An 18,094-nucleotide genomic window follows, 5' to 3' on the forward strand; every position below is an offset into this window, starting at 1 on the left:
CGGGCCGGGCACCGGTCGCCGGGCCGGCCCGACCAGGGGCGTCGGCCCGACCCGGAGCACCCCGGGTCGGGCCGACGGTGGATCAGCTGGCGGTGCAGGTGGGGGTCTGGGTGGGCGCGGTGCCGTTGCCCTGGAACCCGAACTCCGTCACCTGACCGGCGGCGAGCTGACCGTTGTAGTCGACGTTGGCGAACCGCACCGTCCCCGAACTACCACTGGCCGTCGCCGACCACGTACCCGTGACACTCGTGCCACCCGGCAACGTCACACTCACGTTCCAACCCCGGGTACCACCAGAACCCGCGGTCACCTTCACCGTCGCCACGAAACCACCCGTCCACGAATTCGCCGACACCGTCGCCGAACAACCCGCCCCACCCGGCGGCGGAGTCGTCGGGTTCGGCGGGGTGGTGGTGGGGTTCGGCGGGGTGGTCGTCGGGTTGGGGATGCCGGTGCCCGCGTTGAGGGCGTTGAGGACGGAGTCGTACGCCGGCTTCTTGTTGCCGTTGCAGTCGAACAGCAGGGCGTTGTCGGACCCGCGCCACGAGTCGCAGTCCCGCACGCCCCACACCGTGATGCCGGTGCAGCGCGACACGTTCATGCAGGCCCGGGTCACCGCGCCGAAGATGTTGGCCTGGTTGCCGCCGGTCATGACGTCCAGCTCGGTGATCTGCACGTCGACGCCGAGGTCGGCGAAGCGCTGGAGGTTGGCCTGGTAGTCGCTGGCCAGGGTGGTGCCCAGGTGGGACTGGAACCCGACGCAGTCGATCGGCACGCCCCGGGACTTGAAGTCGCGCACCATGTTGTAGATGCCGGTCGACTTCGCGTTGACGCCGTCGGTGTTGTAGTCGTTGTAGCAGAGCTTCGCGCCGGGGTCGGCGGCCCGCGCGGCGCGGAACGCCGCCTCGATCCAGTCGTTGCCGGTGCGCTGCAGGTTGGAGTCACGCCGCCCGCCGCTGCCGCCGTCGGCGAACGCCTCGTTCACCACGTCCCAGGCATAGATCTGCCCCTTGAAGTGGGTGGCGACCTGGGTGACGTGGTTGATCATCGCGCTGCGCAGGGCGCTGCCGGACATGTTCTGCGCCCAGCCCGGCTCCTGCTGGTGCCAGAGCAGGGCGTGGCCACGCACGCTCATGCCGTTGGCCCGGGCGTGGCTGACGAGACGGTCGCCGCCGCTGTAGTTGAACACCCCCTGCTGCGGCTCGGTGGCGTCCCACTTCATCTCGTTCTCGGCCACGACGCTGTTGAACTCGCGGTTGAGAATCGTCGTGTACGTGCTGTTGGAGAGCTTGCCCGTGGCGACCGCGGCGCCGAAGTAGCGGCCCTTTTCGGCAGCGGCGGCCCGCAGGGTCGTGCCGGCGCTGGCGGCGGGGGCCATCGTCACCAGTACGCCGGCGGTGAGTGCGCCGGTGACCGCGAGGGTCACCGTCGTCAGGAGGACTCTCTTGCGTCTCATGTCGATTCCTTCTCCGGGTGGATTGCAGCGGTGGTGGTGCGCCCGGATGCGCTTCGCAGAGGAGATCCGGGCGGATGATCCTGGAGGGTCACTGTTGCCGCACGAGGCCCGTCCCGCCGTCGCCGGCGGCGCTGTGGGGGTGCTGACACGACGCCCGCATGCCCTGTCGGGAAGTCGCGATCCTGAGGTGCGACCAGCAGGCCCGCCCGGTGGGCCATCGACGCTGGCAATCCTCGGCATCGACTGTGAACGATAACAAGGTCGTTCGTCAAGTCCTGCCGAATCGCACCGGTTCGGGCCGCCGCTCCGGTCGTCGATGGTGTCGGCAGGCCCCGCCGCCGGTGGGCCTCCTGCGCGATGGACTACCGCAGGCGCAGGAGAGGCACCCTGTGGCGTACTCCGCTGGACGGACGACGACAGCCGGTCTCATCGCCTACGGTCGGATCATGCACGCCGAGAGGTCCGTCCGGGGCTGGGTCGGATGCCACCCGTGGGCATCCTCCACCCTGCTCGCGGCAGCGGTGCTCGTCGGCTCGGCGATCGCCCGGCGCGGGCCCGACGAGCCGCCCCTGCCGCAGCCCTCAGCCGGCGGATGGGTCCTGGTCGTCCTCAGCTGCGCCGCGCTGGTGGTCCGCCTGCGCTGGCCGGTCCGGGTGTGGGCGGCGACCCTGGCGCTCTGTGTGCTCGCGACCGTCGTCGACGGTGGCATCGGCCGGGCCGTTCCCGCCGTGCTGGTGGCGGTGTACACGGTCGCGGCGTGGCGCCCCCTGCCGGTCGCGCTCGGCGCGGCGCTCGGTTCGGTGACGGCGTTCCTCGTGGCGTCGGTCGCCGTGTCGTCCGGTCCGGTGTTCTCCGAGGGCGCGTACGCGGTGGCGGCCTTCGTCGGCATGGTCTGTGCGATCGGGATCGCCGTGCGCAGTCAACGTGCCGTGGTCGCCGCCGCGCAGGAGCGCGCGCACACGGCGGAGCTGACCCGGGAGGAGGAGGCGCAGCGCCGGGTGGTCGAGGAGCGCCTACGGATCGCGCGGGAACTGCACGACGTCGTGGCCCACCACATCTCGGTGGTCAACGTCCAGGCGGGTGTCGCCCGGCACCTGCTCGTCAGCGACGTCGCAGCGGCGGACGCGGCGCTCGGCACCGTCCGCGAGTCGGCGGCACTCGTGCTGCGCGAGATGGGCTCGGTCATCGGGCTGCTGCGGACGACCGAGGAGCCGGCCGGGACAGAACCGACCCCGGGCGCCGACCACATCGACCGACTCGTCGCCGACGGGCGCCGGGCGGGCCTTGACGTGGCGGTTGCCGTCAACGGCACGCCCCGCACGCTCGCGCCGGTGGCCGACCTGGCGGCCTACCGGCTCGTCCAGGAGGCGCTCACGAACGCGCGGCGGCACGGCGCCGGACAGGTTCGGCTGACCCTCGACTGGACGCCCGGCGGGTTGGTCGTCGACGTACGCAACCGCGTCCGCCCGGAGGACGCGGGCGCGCGGGGCCCATCGGGAACGGTCGGAGGGCACGGCCTCGTCGGGATGCGGGAACGGGTCACCGCCGCCGGTGGACGGCTCGACGTCGGCCGCGACGATGACACCTTCACCGTCCGGGCGACGCTGCCGTACGGCGAGCCGCAGGGTGCACCGTCGGTGGCGCAGGTGCCGGACGTACTACCGGGGAGAAAGACGTGATCGGTGTCGTCATCGCCGACGACCAGGCCCTCATCCGGGCGGGGTTCGCCGCGTTGGTGCGCAGCGCGGCCGACATGACCGTCGTCGCTGAGGCGGGCGACGGTGAGCAGGCGTACGCCGCCGCACGGCGGCACCGGCCCGACGTCGTGCTCATGGACATCCGGATGCCGGGCACGGACGGGCTGTCCGCGACCCAACTGATCACCGGCGACGCCGAACTCGCCGGCGTCCGGGTCCTCGTGCTGACGACCTTCGAGGCCGACGAGTACGTCCTGGCCGCGCTCCGCTCCGGCGCGAGCGGGTTCCTCGGCAAGGGCGTCGAGCCCGCCGAACTGCTCGACGCGATCCGGGTCGTCGCCGCCGGTGACGCGCTGCTGTCGCCGAAAGCGACCAAGAGCCTCATCAGCAGGTTCCTCGCCGCACCGGTCGACGGCGCGGACGCCGCGGTGTCGGCGGAGCTCGACGTCCTCACCGAACGTGAGCGCGAGATCGTCGCGCTGGTGGCCCGGGGGCTCAGCAACGACGAGATCGCCGCTCGGCTCTACGTCTCCCCGTTCACGGCGAAGACCCACGTCAACCGCGCGATGGCCAAGCTCGGCGCCCGGGACCGGGCCCAACTCGTCGTCATCGCCTACCAGAGCGGGCTGGTCAGAGCGGGCACCCGACCGGACTGACGGCCGGTCCCCCTCCCCGGCCTACCGCAACCGCGGTACGCCGCGAACCATGCAGCCGGACGACGACGTTTCGCCCCTGGGTCCAGGACGGTGGACGGGCGCCTCGGCGACCGGCCGGGGAGCGTGTTCTCCTGACCGGAGGTCGATCCATGGCCGCGTCGCCCGTCGCCCTCGGCCCCGCCGCCCGTACGAGCGAGTCCCGGGTCCGGCGCCGCCCGCGAACCACCCTCACGGCCGCGCACGCGGCCGTCACGATCCTGATCGCCGCCGGTTGGCTCGCTGCGGGCCCGGTGTCCGGGCCGTACCGCAACCACGTCGCCGAGCTCGTCGGTCTCGAAGCGATCTGGCTCATGTCCTCGTCGGTGCTCATGCTCACCCGCTCTGAACGGCTCGAACGGGCCGTCGGCGGCGTCGAGGTCGAGCTGTGGTGGCACCGGCTCGCCGGAGCCCTCGGGCTCGCCCTCGGCATGGTGCATCCGAAACTGTTCGTCCCGTCCGGGGACGAACCGTCGTTCATGGCCGGGCTGGTCAACCTGCTGATGTTGGCCGGCATCGTGCTTGTCGCCTGGTCGTTCATGACGCCGTCGTCCCGGGTGGCCCGCTGGCGCGGACCGCTCGGCTGGCTGGCCCGGCGCGGATACGACCGCTGGTTGTCCATCCACCGTCTGCTCGCGGTCTTCGTCGTGGCCGCGATGGTGCACGGCGTCGTCGACAGCGCGACCCTGCTGCGGTCTCCGCTGCTCCTGCTCGGCTACGCCGGTGTCTGCGCGACCGGGCTGTACGCCCTCGTGGAACGCTTCGTTGCCGCCCGTCGCGGCGGCCGCGCCGTGGGCGCTTCGGTCGTCTCCGCGCGACGGCACGGCCGCACCGTCGTCCTGCGGATGCTGCCCGACCGGCCCGTCGCGCACGGGACCGCCCAGTTCGTCGAGCTCGGTGTCCCGGTGAGCCGGGAGCGCCCCCACCCGGTGACCGTGGTCAGCGCACCTGACGATCCGTTGATCGAGGTTGCGGTCCAGGCCGTCGGCGCGGGCACGACCCGGATCGTGGACGACGTCGCCCCGGGCGACCGGGTCCGCCTCGACGCCGTACGCGGGCTTCCCGACCACCCGGCGACGTCCGGCCGGGAGTTGTGGCTCGCGTCCGGCATCGGCATCACCCCGTTCGTCGCCCGGGTGCGCGCCCGCGCCGCGCTCGCCGGGGTGCCGCCGGTGGACCTGGTCTGGAGCCGGCGGGGGTTCGCCGACGCGCCGTACGTCGACGAGCTGCTGGAGGCCGGCCGGCACCTGCCGTGGCTCACGCTGCACCTGCGGGACACCGCACGGCAGGGCCGCGTCACCGTCGACGAGTTGCTCGACCTCGTCGATCACCGCCCGACGGAGCTCACGGTCGTCGCCTGTGGCTCCGCGACCGTGGTCCAGCCGCTGGTCAAGGGACTGGCGGCGCGCGGCGTCCCCCGGGCGCGAATCACGTCGGAGGCGTTCGGCTTCCGCTGACGGCTGCGCCCGCCCGGTCCGGCCGGCCGCCCCCGGTCAGGAGACCGCGGCCCTGACCAGCTCGACGACCTTCCGCTCGACGGCGGGGCTCCACGCCCGCAGCGCGTACGCCACCGGCCACAGGTCCCCGTCGTCGAGGTTGGCCGCGTCCTGGAAGCCGAGGGTCGAGTAGCGGTAGTTGAACTTGCCCGAGTCCTGGAAGAAGACGACGATCTTGCCGTCCGCGTTGGCGTAGGCGGGCATCCCGTACCAGGTCTTGGGCGACAGCTGCGGGGCGGCGGCGGTCACCGCCACGTGCACGCGCTCGGCGAGCGCGCGGTCCTCCGGCGCCATCTGCGCGATCCGGTCGAGGACCGCCTGGATCCCGTCGGCCTTCTTGGCGCCCTTCCTGCCCTCGGCGCGCAGCTCGGCGGCGCGCTCCTTCATCGCGGCACGCTCCTCGGGGGTGAAGCCGTCGGACGCGGTCGTGGAATCCGTGGGGGACATGCGGGGGCTCCCTTGCGCCGTTGCGGGCCGGCGGAGTACCGGCTACCTGGCAAAAGGCTAGGCCGGACGGCGTGACCGTGCTTCTCGATTCCTGATCTCCTCCGCCTGGCGGGCGGGACGCCCCCGCCGCGCGTCCCCGCGACGGCGGTGAGGTCACGGCGCGGGCGGCGCGGCGACGCATTCGCCGGCGAGGAGGTCGGCGGTGGTGTGGGCGGCGATGCCGGGCTGCGCACCGTCGGCGAACCGCGCGACGACCGCCCGGACGTGCCGCTCGGCGGGTGCGGCGAGGCCGTCGTAGACCGCCGCGAACAACTCCCGGGCCCGCTGCCTGGGCCACCCCGTCGGCAGCAGTTCCAGGGGCAACTGCGGATCGAGGACGGGAAAACGCCGGTAGGTGTCCATGACCTCGGTGCGCGCCCGCACCGCCGCCGCGCCGTCGATCCGTCCGGACCGCACCCGGGGCAGCAACGGGGTCCACCGCCGCAGGAACGCCTGGTAGTGCCGGCTGATCACGTCGATGTCCCAGGCGTCGACGGGAGCCCGGTGGCCGAGCGCGTCGAGCGCGGCCTGCCGGCCACGGAACACCGTGACGGCGCCGGGGGTGAGCTCGGCGAGGTGCGCCCGCGCCTTCGGCGTCAGGTCGTGCGGCGAGATCCACAACCCGTCGTACAGCGGCGCGTAGCCGAGCCAGCGGAGCTGGCCGCGCAGGGCCCGCCGCTGCGCGCTGCGCTCCTGCGGCAGCGAGAAGGCCACGATCGTCCAGCGCCCGTCCCACGGCACCGCCGCGGCGGTGGAGGCCACGATCCAGTTCCCTCCGGCGGCCAGGTTCGCGGCGGCGAGAGGGCTCAGCCGGTAGGCGCTGCGCCGGCCCTGGCGGCTGCCCTCCAGCACGCCCCGGCGGGCCAGCCGGCTGATCGCGGTCCGCGCGCCGGCCGTGGACACCCCGGCCTCGGCGAGCAGCGCGACGATCGCGGCGGACGGGAGCGCGGCCCGGGCCCGCAGGGTGTAGTCCGCCAGCAGGGTCACCGCGACCCCCTGGGGCGAGTTGCCGGCCTGCCTCCGGGGCAGCCGCAGCGGGCGCCCGTCGTCCGGATAGATCTCCTCGATGCTGAACGGGCTTGCCACAGGCGCTCCGGGCTCGAAGTCTCGGGGACAACCCACGACTGTAGACGGATCTCCCGACGGGCCGGCTCGCCGTGCCGGGCGCCGTCGGTGCGGCAGAGCGACCCGGCGGGCCCGCCGCGGCCGGGTCGACGACCCACGATGATCGAGCCATGTCGATTGACACTTGTGTGCCCCGGGGGAACACTAACTGCTACGCGATGCCCTACGGAGCCGGGCGGGCGAGCACACGCAGTGGGCGACACGCATCCCACGGGGCCGGGCGACCCCGACCGGGAGGCGTGGCCCGACCCAGCCCGCACACCCGCACAGGTGACCGAAGGAGTCGTCCCCGTGAGAATCAGAAGGAAACTGCTGCTCGGCCTGGCCACGACCCTGGTGGCGGCCGGCCTGGTGGCGCCGACGTTCCAGCCCGCGTACGCGGCGTCGCTGGTCGAGGTGACCAGCTTCGGCAACAACCCGGGCCGGATGCGCATGCACGTCTACGTGCCGGACAACCGCCCGGCCCACCCGGCGACGGTGATCGCCATGCACGGCTGCGGCGGCTCGGGCCCCGCCTTCTATTCCGGCAGCGAGTTCGCTTCCCTCGCCGACCGGTACGGGTTCATCGTGATCTACCCGACCGCGACCCAGCAGGCCGGCTTCGGCAACTGCTTCGACACCTGGTCGGACGCCGCCAAGCGCCACGACGGCGGCAGCGACCCGGTGTCGCTCGTGTCGATGGTCCGCTACGCGCAGCAGCAGTACGGCGCCGACCCCGAGCGGGTCTACGCCACCGGCAGCTCGTCCGGCGGCATGATGACCAACCACATGCTGGCCGTCTACCCCGAGGTGTTCAAGGCCGGCGCCGCGTTCATGGGAGTGCCCTACAACTGCTTCGCCGGCGCGGCGGACTACCCGCCCGGCAGCAGCCAGTGCACCGGCGGCAGCATGAACCGGACCCCGCAGCAGTGGGGCGACGCGGTCCGCCAGCAGGCGTACCCCGGCTACTCCGGCCCGCGCCCGCGGGTGCAGGTGTGGCACGGCACCGCCGACACGCTCGTGCCGTACAGCCTGCTCCAGGAGTCGATCGAGCAGTGGACGAACGTGTTCGGCCTCAGCCAGACCCCCACGTCCAGCGACACCCCGCAGGCCGGCTGGAACCGCCGCCGCTACGCCGACGGCAGCGGCACCGTCCAGGTCGAGGCGTACAGCATCCAGGGTGCCGGGCACAGCCTGCCCTCCGGTGGCATGGCCGCGGCCGCCATCGCGTTCTTCGGCCTGACCAGCACGCCGAGCCCGACCACCACGCCCAGCCCCACCGTGACGCCCACCCCCACCACGACCCCCAGCCCGACCCTGCCCCCCACCACGCCGCCGGCTTCCGGCGCCTGTCGCGTGACCGTCGCCGTCAACGCCTGGAACACCGGGCTGACCGCGAACCTCACCATCACCAACACCGGCGCCAGTGCCGTCAACGGCTGGTCCCTGGTGTTCGGTCTGCCCGCCGGGCAGACCATCACCTCCGGCTGGAACGCCACCTACTCCCCCACCTCCGGGCAGGTGACGGCCAGGAACCTCGCCTACAACGCGGCCATCCCCGCCAACGGATCGATTGACATCGGCTTCCAGGTCACCCACGGCGGCAACGCCGCCAAGCCGACCTCGTTCGCCCTCAACGGCGCGTCCTGCACGGTCGCCTGACAAGGCCGCGCTCCGGGGAGGCGTGCCCCGGCATGTCTCCCCGGAGCACCGGCGGGTGTCACCACCGCCCAGGCGAACGAACCGGCGGGCCGCGCCCGCCCCCTGTGCCATCTCCATCATATGGGCCGGTCAAGCCGCCCGAATCGTCCGGGATGCCGATCTTCTGTCCCCGGCCGACGCATAGTGTCGACCCGTCCGCGCCGGCCGCGCGCGCCGTGAGGCGCGCGGGCCGCAGCCGCCGCGCGCCTGTCGACCCGACACGCGCACGCCGAGGCGCCCGGCCAGGGCCGCGCGGGGCGACGCACGCAGGAATCGGGGGGCACCGTGTCGGAAGCAGCACACCAGATCGCCGTCGAACAGCAGGTAGTCGACCGGGTGTACGCGCGCCTGGAGGTCATGCGCGAGCAGACGAGGCAGCTGAGCGCGGAGGGACACCGCCGCGCCGGCTCCGGGCCGGTCACCGGCCTGGTCGAGCGGGACGCCATGGTCCTGGGCGCCGCCGCCAGGCTCGCGGAGCTCGACGGCCAGGAGGAGGGCATCGTCTTCGGCCGGCTGGACTTCGACGACGGTTACACCTACCGCATCGGCCGGCTCGGCGTACGCGACGAGGACCGGGAGCCGCTCGTCGTGGACTGGCGCGCGCCCGCCGCCGCGCCGTTCTACCGCGCCACCCCGGGCGAGCCGCTCGGGGTGGCACGACGCCGCGTCATCACCTGCGCGGGTGACCGGGTCGTCGGCCTCGACGACGAGGTCCTCACCACACGGGACGTCGACGGCGTGGTCGGCGAGGGAGCCCTGCTCACGTCGCTGACCCGGGCGCGCGGCGAACACATGCGCGACATCGTCGCGACGATCCAACGCGAGCAGGACGAGGCGATCCGCGCCCCCGCGCACGGCGTCACGCTGATCACCGGCGGGCCGGGCACCGGCAAGACGCAGGTGGCCCTGCACCGCGCGGCCTACCTGCTCTACACCGACCGGGGCAGGTTCACCGACGGGCGGGTGCTGGTGGTCGGCCCGTCGACGGTGTTCACGGAGTACATCGGCAAGGTGCTGCCCGGGCTCGGCGAGGACAGCGTCCACCTGCGCGCGATCGGTGAGCTGTTCGACGGCGTCGTCGCCACCCGGCGGGATCCCGCCGCCGTGGCCCGGTCCAAGGGCGACCTGAAGATGGTGCGGGTGCTGGCCGACCTGGCCTGGGACACCCCGCCCCACGCGCCGGAGCACCTGCGCGGCCTCACCGCCGACGACCTGGCGAAGGCCCGCGTCGAGATCCGGCGCAGGTGCGAGGCCAGGGGCGTCACCGTCAACGGTGCGCGGGCCGAGGCCGCGCGGGTGCTCGCCGAACTGCTGGACGGCGGGGAGGCGCCGGAGGCCTTCCTGAACGCGTGGTGGCCGCCGCTGACCCCGCAGGACGTCCTGCCCGCGCAGGACGGGCAGTGGTCGGTCGACGACGTCCCGCTGCTCGACGAGCTGGCCGAGATCCTGGGCAGGCCGCCGGAGCCGACCCGGGCCAAGCCGGAGTGGCAGCTCCGTGAGCTGCGCAGCGGCGCCCGCCTCGCGGAGACGTTCGTGCTGAGCTGGAGCCTCAACGACGGCTGGCAGCTCTTCGCGCCCGGCCTGGCCACGCCGATGGCGTCGTCCGGCCAGTCCATCGACCACAACGGCTACTGGTCGGCGCAGCGGTGGGCCGCCGCCATCATCCTGCGCGAGGGCCACCAGGTGGTGAGCTGGGTCGACGGCTTCGACCCGTACGGCGAGGAGGGCTACGTGCCGGTGCTGGCCGAGCCGTTGCCGGTGGCCGAGACCGAGGAACCCGTCGCCGACGCCTACCTGCACGTCATCCTCGACGAGGCGCAGGACCTGTCGCCGATGGAGTGCCGGATGATCGCCCGCCGCGCCGCGCACGCCTCGATGACCATCGTGGGCGACCTCGGCCAGGCCACCCACCCGCTGGCCGCCGACTCCTGGCCGGAGCTGGTGCGGCGGCTGGGCAAGCGCGAGGCCAGGACGCTCGACCTGCCCACCGGCTACCGGGTGCCGCAGGTCATCGCCGACTTCGCCGCCCGCGCCCTCGCGCCGGGGATCCCGCCCACCCGGTCCTTCCGGCCCGGCGGCAGCCTGGAGATCCGACAGGTCGACGACCTGGCCGAGGCGGTCGCCCGCGAGACGGGCACCGTCATCGCCCCCGACCACCTGGCCGCCGCCCTGGGCGCCGTGCCGGTCAGCCAGGTCAAGGGCCTCGAGTACGACCGCGTGGTGCTGGTGGAGCCGGCCGACATCGTCGCCGCCGAGCCCCGCGGGATGAACCGCCTCTACGTCGCCCTCACCCGGGCCGTCGCGGAGCTGGTCGTCCTGCACACCAGGCCGCTGCCGGAGAACCTCACCGTCGGCGGGCCGCAGGCTGGCTGACCCGACCCGCCCGGCGCTCAGAAGACGGACATGAACTCGATCGGCCCCATCCTGGCCGACGCGAGGCGGCGGACCGACTCCGCCCCGTCCCGCACGGCCGCCACGAACAGCTCCTCCAACCGCCCGGCGTCGCCCTCGGCGAACACCGCCGGGTCGACGTGCACCTGCCGCAGCTCGCCCAGCCCGGACAGGGTCACCGTCACCAGTCCCCCGCCGGCCCGGCCCGTCACCGACGTGCGGCCCAGCTCCTCCTGGGCGCTGGCCATCCGCTGCCGCAGCCGCTCGGCGCGGTCCAGCACGGCCCTGACCTCAGCTTGCACGCTCGCCTCCTGCGGGTTGCCGGGTGATCTGTTCCGCCGCCGCGGCCCGGCTCAGCCGGGGGCCCTGCGGCAGCACCGCCAGCAGCTGGCGGGGAAAGGGGACGGGCGGTCGCCCGCCGAGTTGGAGCGCCGCCACCGCCTGCGCGTCGGCGAGCGGGAACGCGACGCCGCCGTCGGAGATCAGCGACATCCCGGGCGCGGGGCCCGTCCCGTCGCCCGGGACGGCGACGACGAGCATGCCGGAGGCGGGTCCCGCGTGCACGAAGCCCCGCCCCCGGGCGTCGACCGCGGCCTGCTCGCGCGGGGCCAGGACGACCGTGCTGGCGTACGTGCTGGCCGAGGTGGGCTGCTGCCGCAGGCACAGCACCCGGCCGCCCGGGTCCTGCCACCCGGCCGCCGACAGGTCGGGCAGCCGGGACAGCAGCGAGCGGTCCGCCGACCTGGGCGCCTCGGCCAGCGCGGCGGTGTCCAACTCGATCGCGGCCCCGGCCGGCCCCGCCTCCAGGAACAGGGCCTCGGTGCGGTTCACCGGGGCGAGGCCGTCGGCGCGCAGCACGAAGTAGCGCCGCTCGCCGGAGGCCAGCTCCTGCCGGTACAGGGTGCCGATCGGGCGGCTGCGGCCGCCGACCTGCGGGCCCGCCGCGCCGGCCCCCGCGATGGTGGCCGCCCGCAGCGCCGGGCCGTCCGGGAGCCAGTCGAGCCACCGCTGCGGCGCCCGGACCGGGCGGGCGTCGAGGGCGCCGAGCGCGACCGGGACCACGTCGTCGAGCACCCGGTGCTTCACGCCGGCGTGGATCAGGAACCGCGCCCCGTCCGGCCCCCGCACCAGCAGGAACCGCCCGGCGGGCAGCGGCTCGGCGACGGCGCGCGGGTCGAGGTTGACGCCGAGGGACTCGCCGGGGGTGTCGACGACCGAGCCGGGCAGGCAGGCCAGCCACGGACCGGTGGTCAGCTCGGCCGGCGACGGCACGAGCTGCGGGGCGTCCGCGATCCCCAGGGCCGGGCCGCGCGGGACGTCCCGCAGCGAGTTGCGGGAGATCAGCTTGACCTTCGCCTGGCCGCCCTGCAGCAGCATCGCCGACGCCAGGTTCGGGGTGGGGTGCAGCACCCCGTCGAGATAGACGTACCGCGTGCCGGACTCCTTCTCGACGAGGATCGCGCCCTTCTCCCGGAAGGCCGCGCTGCCGCCCGGGACGATCCAGCCGTAGACGCCGAACCCGGCCGCGACGAGCACCGCGACCAGGATGCCGAAGCCGAGACCGGTCAGGGCCCGCCGGGCCGGGAAGACCGCCGTGCCGGGGTCGCCGAGCACGAGGGCGCAGCTGAGCCGGTCCATCATGAACTGGTACGCGTGGACATGGTCCCGCTGGGTCTGCATCCCCGCCCCTAACCGAACAGGCCCCGGGCCCAGGCGTAGACGCCCAGGACGTGCGCCAGCAGCGGTAGCACCGCCAGCCCGGTCGTGACGTCGAAGAACGTCGCCAGGTACTCCCAGATCGGAAGCATCCGGCGCGGCCACGGCCGGATCGCCGCGAGCACCAGCGCCACGACGAGACAGGCCAGGGCGACGAGCAGGCCCAGCCGTGCCCCCGGCGTCGCCCGCGCGGCGAACGTCGTGACCACCAGCAGGAGTCCGGATCCTCCGGCGGCCACCAGCGCCACCCGCTGCCACAGGCCCGTGAACGTGCGGGCCCGCAGCAGGACCGCGCTGGCCAGGACCGTCACGAGGGTCCAGCCGACCCAGCCCGGCGTCGCCATGACGAACAGGAAGAGCACCGGCAGCAGCAGCGCCGCGACCACCATCGTCACGGTCAGGTAGGTGTCGGCCAGGTAGGTGCGGTCCCGGACCTCGTCCGACGGCGCGGGCTCGATGTCGACGGTCATGTCGGCACCCGTCTTGGGCAGCTGCGGCCCCCGCAGCCCGGACATCCGGATCGCCGCCCTGGGTGCCAGCACCACGGCGACGACCACCGCCGTGGCCGCCACCGCCGCGGCCCGCTCGGCGCTCATGCCCATCGTGGCGTGCAGCGAGATCACGCAGACCACGACCAGCGCGGCGACGATCACCACGAGGAACGGCGCGAGCGGCAGCGCCGGGGCGACCGTACGCTGGGCGACGATCAACAGCACGGCCACGGCGGTGGCGGCCACCGCGGCGGCGCTGCCGGCCTCCGCCGTGACCGCGATCCGCTCCGGCGCGCCGTCGACGGCCGCGGCGGCGGCCAGCGCCGCGAAGGCCGCGGACGCCACGGCGAACACCAGCGACAGCGCCGGGTCGGCCAGCCGTCGGGCGATCCGCAACGCGGCGGCGCCGCAGGCGACGGCCAGCACGGCGGTGCCGGCCACCTGGGCCGGCAGCGGCCCGCGCGCCGCCGACGCGTACCCGAGCAGGCCGAGCGCCACGGCGGCGAGCGCGAGGAAGAGCCGACGGCGGTGGTGCGGCTGCCAGCGGTCCGCGCGGCGGTTGACGCTGGTGGCGATGCCGTCGGCCAGGTCGTCGAAGTCCAGCTCCGGCAGCGGGTCCTCGGCCGGGCGCAGCACGAGCTCCTCGCCCTCCAGCCAGTCGAGGCTCTCCGGCGTGCCGGCCAGGTCGAACGGGGCCTCGCCGACCCGCTGCAACACCCACCCGGCCGCGCCGTCCGCGTCGGTGGCCGGGCCCGCCGTCGCCGTGTGTCGCAGCAGGATCGGCAGCAGCGTCGCGACCGGGGTGCCCGACGGCACGGCCAGGTCCACCTTCCGCCGCGGGCCGGTCACGCTGATCCGGCAGAGGTCGTTGTCCAGTGTGCTGTTCACGTCATCTCCCGGTGGTCACGAAGCCGGTCTGGACCAGGCGTACGCCGCGCCGGGTCACCAGTTGGGCGCGGCCGGCCGGCAACTGTCGCGGCGTGGCCTCGCCGAGGAACCTGCCCTCCTCCTTGGGGTAGGAGAACAGCAGGGCGGGGCTGCCGAGCTCCCACAGCCGGCGGATGACCGGGTCCATCATCGCCCGCATCGCCCCGGACGTGCTCCGGGCGACGATCAGGTGCAGGCCGATGTAGGCGCCCTGGGCCAGCAGCGGCAGCAGCGGGTCGAGGGTCGAGCCGGCGCCGACGCCCCTGGTCATCAGGTCGTAGTCGTCGACGACGACGAACAGCTCCGGGCCCTGCCACCAGTCCCGGCGGCGCATCCGCTCCGACGAGACGTCCGGGCCGGGGATGCGGCGGCTCATCGACACCGCCGCCTGGCCCGCCAGCTCGAACAGCCTGTCGCCGGTGAGGCCGGTGCCGACCTGGTAGTCGGCCGGCAGGGCGGTGTCCAGGTCCCGCCGGGTGTCGCCCAGCACGACCTTCGCCTCGTCCGGGCCGTAGCGGCGGCGGACCGCGTCCAGCACCAGGCGCAGCGCGTTGGACTTCCCGGTCTCGGCGTCGCCGAACACCAGCAGGTGCGGGGTGGTCAGGAAGTCGTGCCACACCGGGGCGAGGCGCTGTTCGTCGCGGCCCACGCACACCCTGAACTCGGGCTCCGGCGGCGGCAGCTGGGCGACGGGCAGCCGGGTGGGCAGCAGCCGCACCTCGGGGGCGAGGCGACCCGGCCAGAACACCCGGATCTCCTCGGTCACCGCCTTGGTGGCCTCCGCCAGGTCGTCGACCGCCGAGCTGCCGTCCATCCGGGGCAGGGCGGTCAGGAAGTGCAGGCCGTCCGCGGTGATGCCGCGCCCCGGCTGGTTCGGCACGGTGGCCGCCTTGCGCGAGCCCACCTCCGACTCCATCGAGTCGCCGAGACGCAGCTCGACCTTCGTGCCCAGCAGGTCCCGCAGCCAGGTCCGCAGCTCCGACCAGCGGGTCGCGGTGACGACGAGGTGGATGCCGAACGACAGGCCACGGGAGGCCAGCTCGCCGATCCGCTGCTCCAGGTCGGGGTAGTCCTGCTTCACCGTGTACCAGCCGTCGACGACGAGGAACACGTGCCCGAACGGATCGTCGATCGCGCCCGCCGCCCGCTGCGCCAGGTAGGTGGCGACCGAGTCGATGCCCCGCTCGACGAACTCGGCCTCCCGCCGCTCCAGGACCTGCCGGACCTCCTCGACGGTGCGGACCACCCGGTCGCGTTCCAGCCGGGTCGCGACGGAGCCGACGTGCGGCAGCCCGGCCACCGCCGCCAGGCCGCCGCCGCTGAAGTCGAGGCCGTAGACCTGCACCTCCTCGGGGGTGTGGGTCACCGCCAGCGACAGGATCAGGGTGCGCAGCAGGGTCGACTTGCCGCTCTGCGGCGCACCGGCGACGCCGACGTGCCCGTCGGCCCCGGACAGGTCCGCGACGAACAGCTCGCGGAGCTGGTCCTGCGGCCGGTCGACGATCCCCACCGGCACCCGCAGGCGTCCGCGCAGCGCCGGGTCCCCGACGGTCGCGCCCCGCGCCGGGTCCGGGACGACGCTGGGCAGCAGCGTGTCCAGGCTGGGCGGGTCGGACAGCGGCGGCAGCCACACCTGGCGGGCCGGCGGGCCCGACCCCGCCAGCCGGCCGACGAGGACGTCGACGAGGTTGGGGCCGGTGGCCTCCTCGTCGGCTCCCGCCCCGTCCGCCGGGTCGGCCGACGGGGCGTCCGCCCGCGCCGGGTCGTGCCGGACGCGGGCCTGCCGGGTGCCGAACAGGACCACGTCGGCGGGCTCCCGGGCCTGCCGGCCGGGCTCGTCCACGACCGGGCGCCCGCCGGTGTACGGGCCGGACACGTACGCCGACTTGAACCGGACCAGGTTGCTGGTGTCGACCTTCAGGTAGCCGTTGCCCGGCTCGGACGGCAGCTCGTAGGCGGAGCCGACGCCGATGACGGCACGGGACTCCATGGTGGAGAACGTCCGCAGGGCCAGCCGGTAGGACAGGTGCCCCTCGACCCGGTTGATCCGGCCCTCGTCGAGCCGCTGCGAGGCGAGCAGCAGGTGGACGCCGAGGCTGCGGCCCAACCGGCCGATGGACACGAAGAGGTCCATGAACTCGCTCTTGCTGGACAGCAGCTCGCTGAACTCGTCGACGACGACCAGCAGCACCGGGAACGGCACGAGCGGGGCGCCGGCCGCGCGGGCCTTCTCGTAGTCGAACAGCGACGCGTGGCCGCTGGCCCGCAGCACCTCCTGCCGCCGCGTCAGCTCACCGTTGAGCGCGTCCTGCATCCGGTCGACCAGGGGCAGCTCGTCGGCCAGGTTGGTGATGACGGCCGAGGTGTGCGGCAGCCGCTCCATGCCGAGGAACGTCGCCCCGCCCTTGAAGTCCACGAGGACGAGGTTGAGGATCTCGGAGGAGTGGGTGGCGGCGAGCGCGCAGACCAGGGTACGCAGCAGCTCGCTCTTGCCCGAGCCGGTGGCGCCGATGAGGAGCCCGTGCGGGCCCATCCCGCCCTGGGCGGACTCCTTCAGGTCGAGCTCGATGACCTCGCCGTCGGCGGTGACCCCGATCGGCACGGTGAGCCGGGAGCGTTGCGGCTGCCGGCCGCGCCACGACGCCTGCACGTCGAAGGTGTGCGCGTCGCGGATGCCGAGCAGGGTGGTCAGGTCGAAGCTCGACTCCAGGGGCTTCTCGACCGCTTCGAGGGTGCCGCTGGTCCGCTTCGGCGCGATGACGCGGGCCAGCGCCTCGGCCGGCACCACGCCGAGACCGTCGCGCTCGGCCGACCGCGTCTCGTCACCGGCGGGGAAGGCGACCTCGGTGTCCCGCACGTCGAGCCGCAGCACCCGCGGCCCGCCGGGCAGGGCCCCGGTCAGGTCGAGCAGCACGACGTTGCGCAGCCCCGCGCCGTACAGGCGGGAGCTGTCCGGAAGCCGCGCCAGGTAGGCCAGGATGACGACGAACGGCTCCGCCGAGCTGGGCCGGGCCGACTGGTCGTGGTCGCCGCGGTCGACCACCTCCTGCCCGAGCAGGTCCATCAGCTCGTCGTGGCCGGCGGCGAAGAGCCGCGCCGGGCCGGCGGCGTCGTGGGCGGTGGGGTGCGCGTTGTGCGGCAGCCACTTGATCCAGTCCCATTCGGCGCGGTGCTCCTCGGCGGCCAGCACCGCGATCCGCAGCTCGTCGGGGGCGTGGAACGTGGCCAGCTGGGCGAGCATCGCCCGCGCCAGTTCGGCCGCCGGGCCGCCCTCACCCTCGAACTCGATGCTGGTGAAGCTGCGCAGACCGACGGCGATCGGCACGCCCGACACCGTGCGGTACGCCTCGGAGAAGCGGCGCAGGGAGATCGACGAGAGGGGTTCGAGATCCTCGATCGGCTTGGTGGTCGGGGGCAGGAACCGCATCATCGCGTTCTGCCGGCCCAGGCCGATCCGCACCCTGCCGAAGTCGTCGTGGCTCGGCCGGCGTTCCCAGAGGCGGCTGCTCATCGCCACCGACCAGAGCGTGTCCGGCTGGGGGTTGTCCCACAGCACGGCCTGCCGGTGCTGGTTGGCGGCCTTGCGGGCCTGCCGGCGGAGCTGGGTGACGTAGCGCAGGAAGTCCCGCCGTTCACCGCGCATCTTGCGCTTGCGGTCGGCGGCGGCCCGGCCGATCTGGACCAGCCCCATGAACAGCATCCCGACGGCCATCGCACCGCCCATGACGTACAGGATGGGGGTGCGGTTGAACAGGCCGAACATCATCATCATGCCGCCCATGCCCAGGCCCATCGGGACCATCATGGCGAACGACCGGAAGTCCAGCGGGGCCTCCTCGGCCATCAGCGGGGGCTCCTGGAGCTCGACCTCCCCGTCCGGGGCCTCCGGTCCGGCGGCACGCGGCGGCCGCTTGACGGTGATCGTGTTCACGTGCAC

The 18,094-nt window shown here is 74.0% G+C and carries 12 protein-coding genes; 5 read left to right on the plus strand and 7 right to left on the minus strand.

Features of this window, described 5'->3' with window-relative positions:
• Window positions 1-82: 82 nt before the first annotated feature.
• A complete protein-coding gene (locus ACVMYR_RS20805) occupies window positions 83-1,456 on the minus strand; it encodes an endo-1,4-beta-xylanase (RefSeq protein WP_077937391.1) in 1,374 nt (457 codons plus the stop codon).
• Between the two features lie 446 nt (window positions 1,457-1,902).
• Here ACVMYR_RS20805 and ACVMYR_RS20810 point away from each other — a divergent pair, with 446 nt between their 5' ends.
• The 3 genes from ACVMYR_RS20810 (at window position 1,903) to ACVMYR_RS20820 (ending at window position 5,302) form a co-directional block, all read left to right on the plus strand.
• Complete coding sequence (locus ACVMYR_RS20810) at window positions 1,903-3,135, plus strand: sensor histidine kinase (protein ID WP_457122473.1); 1,233 nt, start codon at window positions 1,903-1,905, stop codon at window positions 3,133-3,135.
• Window positions 3,132-3,809 (plus strand): response regulator, encoded by a 678-nt coding sequence (locus tag ACVMYR_RS20815; protein WP_457122474.1) that lies wholly within the window; start codon window positions 3,132-3,134, stop codon window positions 3,807-3,809. The genes ACVMYR_RS20810 and ACVMYR_RS20815 overlap by 4 nt, the downstream gene beginning before the upstream one ends.
• A gap of 149 nt (window positions 3,810-3,958) precedes the next feature.
• Window positions 3,959-5,302 carry a hypothetical protein gene (locus ACVMYR_RS20820; protein WP_457122475.1) on the plus strand — a complete coding sequence of 448 codons (1,344 nt, stop codon included), beginning with the start codon at window positions 3,959-3,961 and terminating at the stop codon, window positions 5,300-5,302.
• Window positions 5,303-5,338: 36 nt separating this feature from the next.
• On the opposite strand, the gene ACVMYR_RS20825 is transcribed toward ACVMYR_RS20820, so the two are convergent.
• Both ACVMYR_RS20825 and ACVMYR_RS20830 read right to left on the minus strand, forming a co-directional pair.
• On the minus strand, window positions 5,339-5,788 hold the full coding sequence (locus ACVMYR_RS20825; RefSeq protein WP_091281674.1) for an iron chaperone: 450 nt from the start codon (window positions 5,786-5,788) through the stop codon (window positions 5,339-5,341).
• A gap of 153 nt (window positions 5,789-5,941) precedes the next feature.
• Window positions 5,942-6,913 carry a PaaX family transcriptional regulator gene (locus ACVMYR_RS20830; RefSeq protein ID WP_396793378.1) on the minus strand — a complete coding sequence of 324 codons (972 nt, stop codon included), beginning with the start codon at window positions 6,911-6,913 and terminating at the stop codon, window positions 5,942-5,944.
• A 330-nt stretch (window positions 6,914-7,243) separates the two neighbouring features.
• Here ACVMYR_RS20830 and ACVMYR_RS20835 point away from each other — a divergent pair, with 330 nt between their 5' ends.
• Both ACVMYR_RS20835 and ACVMYR_RS20840 read left to right on the plus strand, forming a co-directional pair.
• Window positions 7,244-8,593: an extracellular catalytic domain type 1 short-chain-length polyhydroxyalkanoate depolymerase gene (locus ACVMYR_RS20835; RefSeq protein ID WP_353898512.1), complete on the plus strand. Its 1,350-nt coding sequence runs from the start codon at window positions 7,244-7,246 to the stop codon at window positions 8,591-8,593.
• 324 nt (window positions 8,594-8,917) lie between these two features.
• The gene (locus ACVMYR_RS20840; RefSeq protein WP_431892054.1) at window positions 8,918-11,005 is read left to right on the plus strand and encodes a HelD family protein; all 2,088 of its coding nucleotides are present in this window, start codon (window positions 8,918-8,920) and stop codon (window positions 11,003-11,005) included.
• Between the two features lie 17 nt (window positions 11,006-11,022).
• Here the strand turns inward: ACVMYR_RS20840 and ACVMYR_RS20845 are convergent, their stop codons facing one another.
• Genes ACVMYR_RS20845 through eccCa form a run of 4 tightly spaced genes read right to left on the minus strand, consistent with a single transcriptional unit; the run spans window position 11,023 to window position 18,088 of the window.
• Window positions 11,023-11,325 carry a YbaB/EbfC family nucleoid-associated protein gene (locus ACVMYR_RS20845; RefSeq protein WP_144082617.1) on the minus strand — a complete coding sequence of 101 codons (303 nt, stop codon included), beginning with the start codon at window positions 11,323-11,325 and terminating at the stop codon, window positions 11,023-11,025.
• Window positions 11,315-12,703: a type VII secretion protein EccB gene (gene eccB / locus ACVMYR_RS20850; RefSeq protein WP_457122476.1), complete on the minus strand. Its 1,389-nt coding sequence runs from the start codon at window positions 12,701-12,703 to the stop codon at window positions 11,315-11,317. The genes ACVMYR_RS20845 and eccB overlap by 11 nt, the downstream gene beginning before the upstream one ends.
• 8 nt (window positions 12,704-12,711) lie before the next feature.
• A complete protein-coding gene (eccD, locus tag ACVMYR_RS20855; protein WP_457122477.1) occupies window positions 12,712-14,118 on the minus strand; it encodes a type VII secretion integral membrane protein EccD in 1,407 nt (468 codons plus the stop codon).
• A 1-nt stretch (window position 14,119) separates the two neighbouring features.
• Window positions 14,120-18,088, minus strand: coding sequence for a type VII secretion protein EccCa (gene eccCa / locus ACVMYR_RS20860; protein ID WP_457122478.1), 3,969 nt, complete (start codon window positions 18,086-18,088; stop codon window positions 14,120-14,122).
• Between the last annotated feature and the right edge of the window lie 6 nt (window positions 18,089-18,094).

The organism is Micromonospora sp. PTRAS2 (genome assembly GCF_054052245.1).

Coding starts and splice junctions, on each gene's coding strand:
- ACVMYR_RS20805 (WP_077937391.1), bottom strand. CDS start 1,456: ATGAGACGCAAGAGAGTCCTCCTGACGACGGTGACCCTCGCGGTCACC.
- ACVMYR_RS20810 (WP_457122473.1), top strand. CDS start 1,903: ATGCACGCCGAGAGGTCCGTCCGGGGCTGGGTCGGATGCCACCCGTGG.
- ACVMYR_RS20820 (WP_457122475.1), top strand. CDS start 3,959: ATGGCCGCGTCGCCCGTCGCCCTCGGCCCCGCCGCCCGTACGAGCGAG.
- ACVMYR_RS20825 (WP_091281674.1), bottom strand. CDS start 5,788: ATGTCCCCCACGGATTCCACGACCGCGTCCGACGGCTTCACCCCCGAG.
- eccB (WP_457122476.1), bottom strand. CDS start 12,703: ATGCAGACCCAGCGGGACCATGTCCACGCGTACCAGTTCATGATGGAC.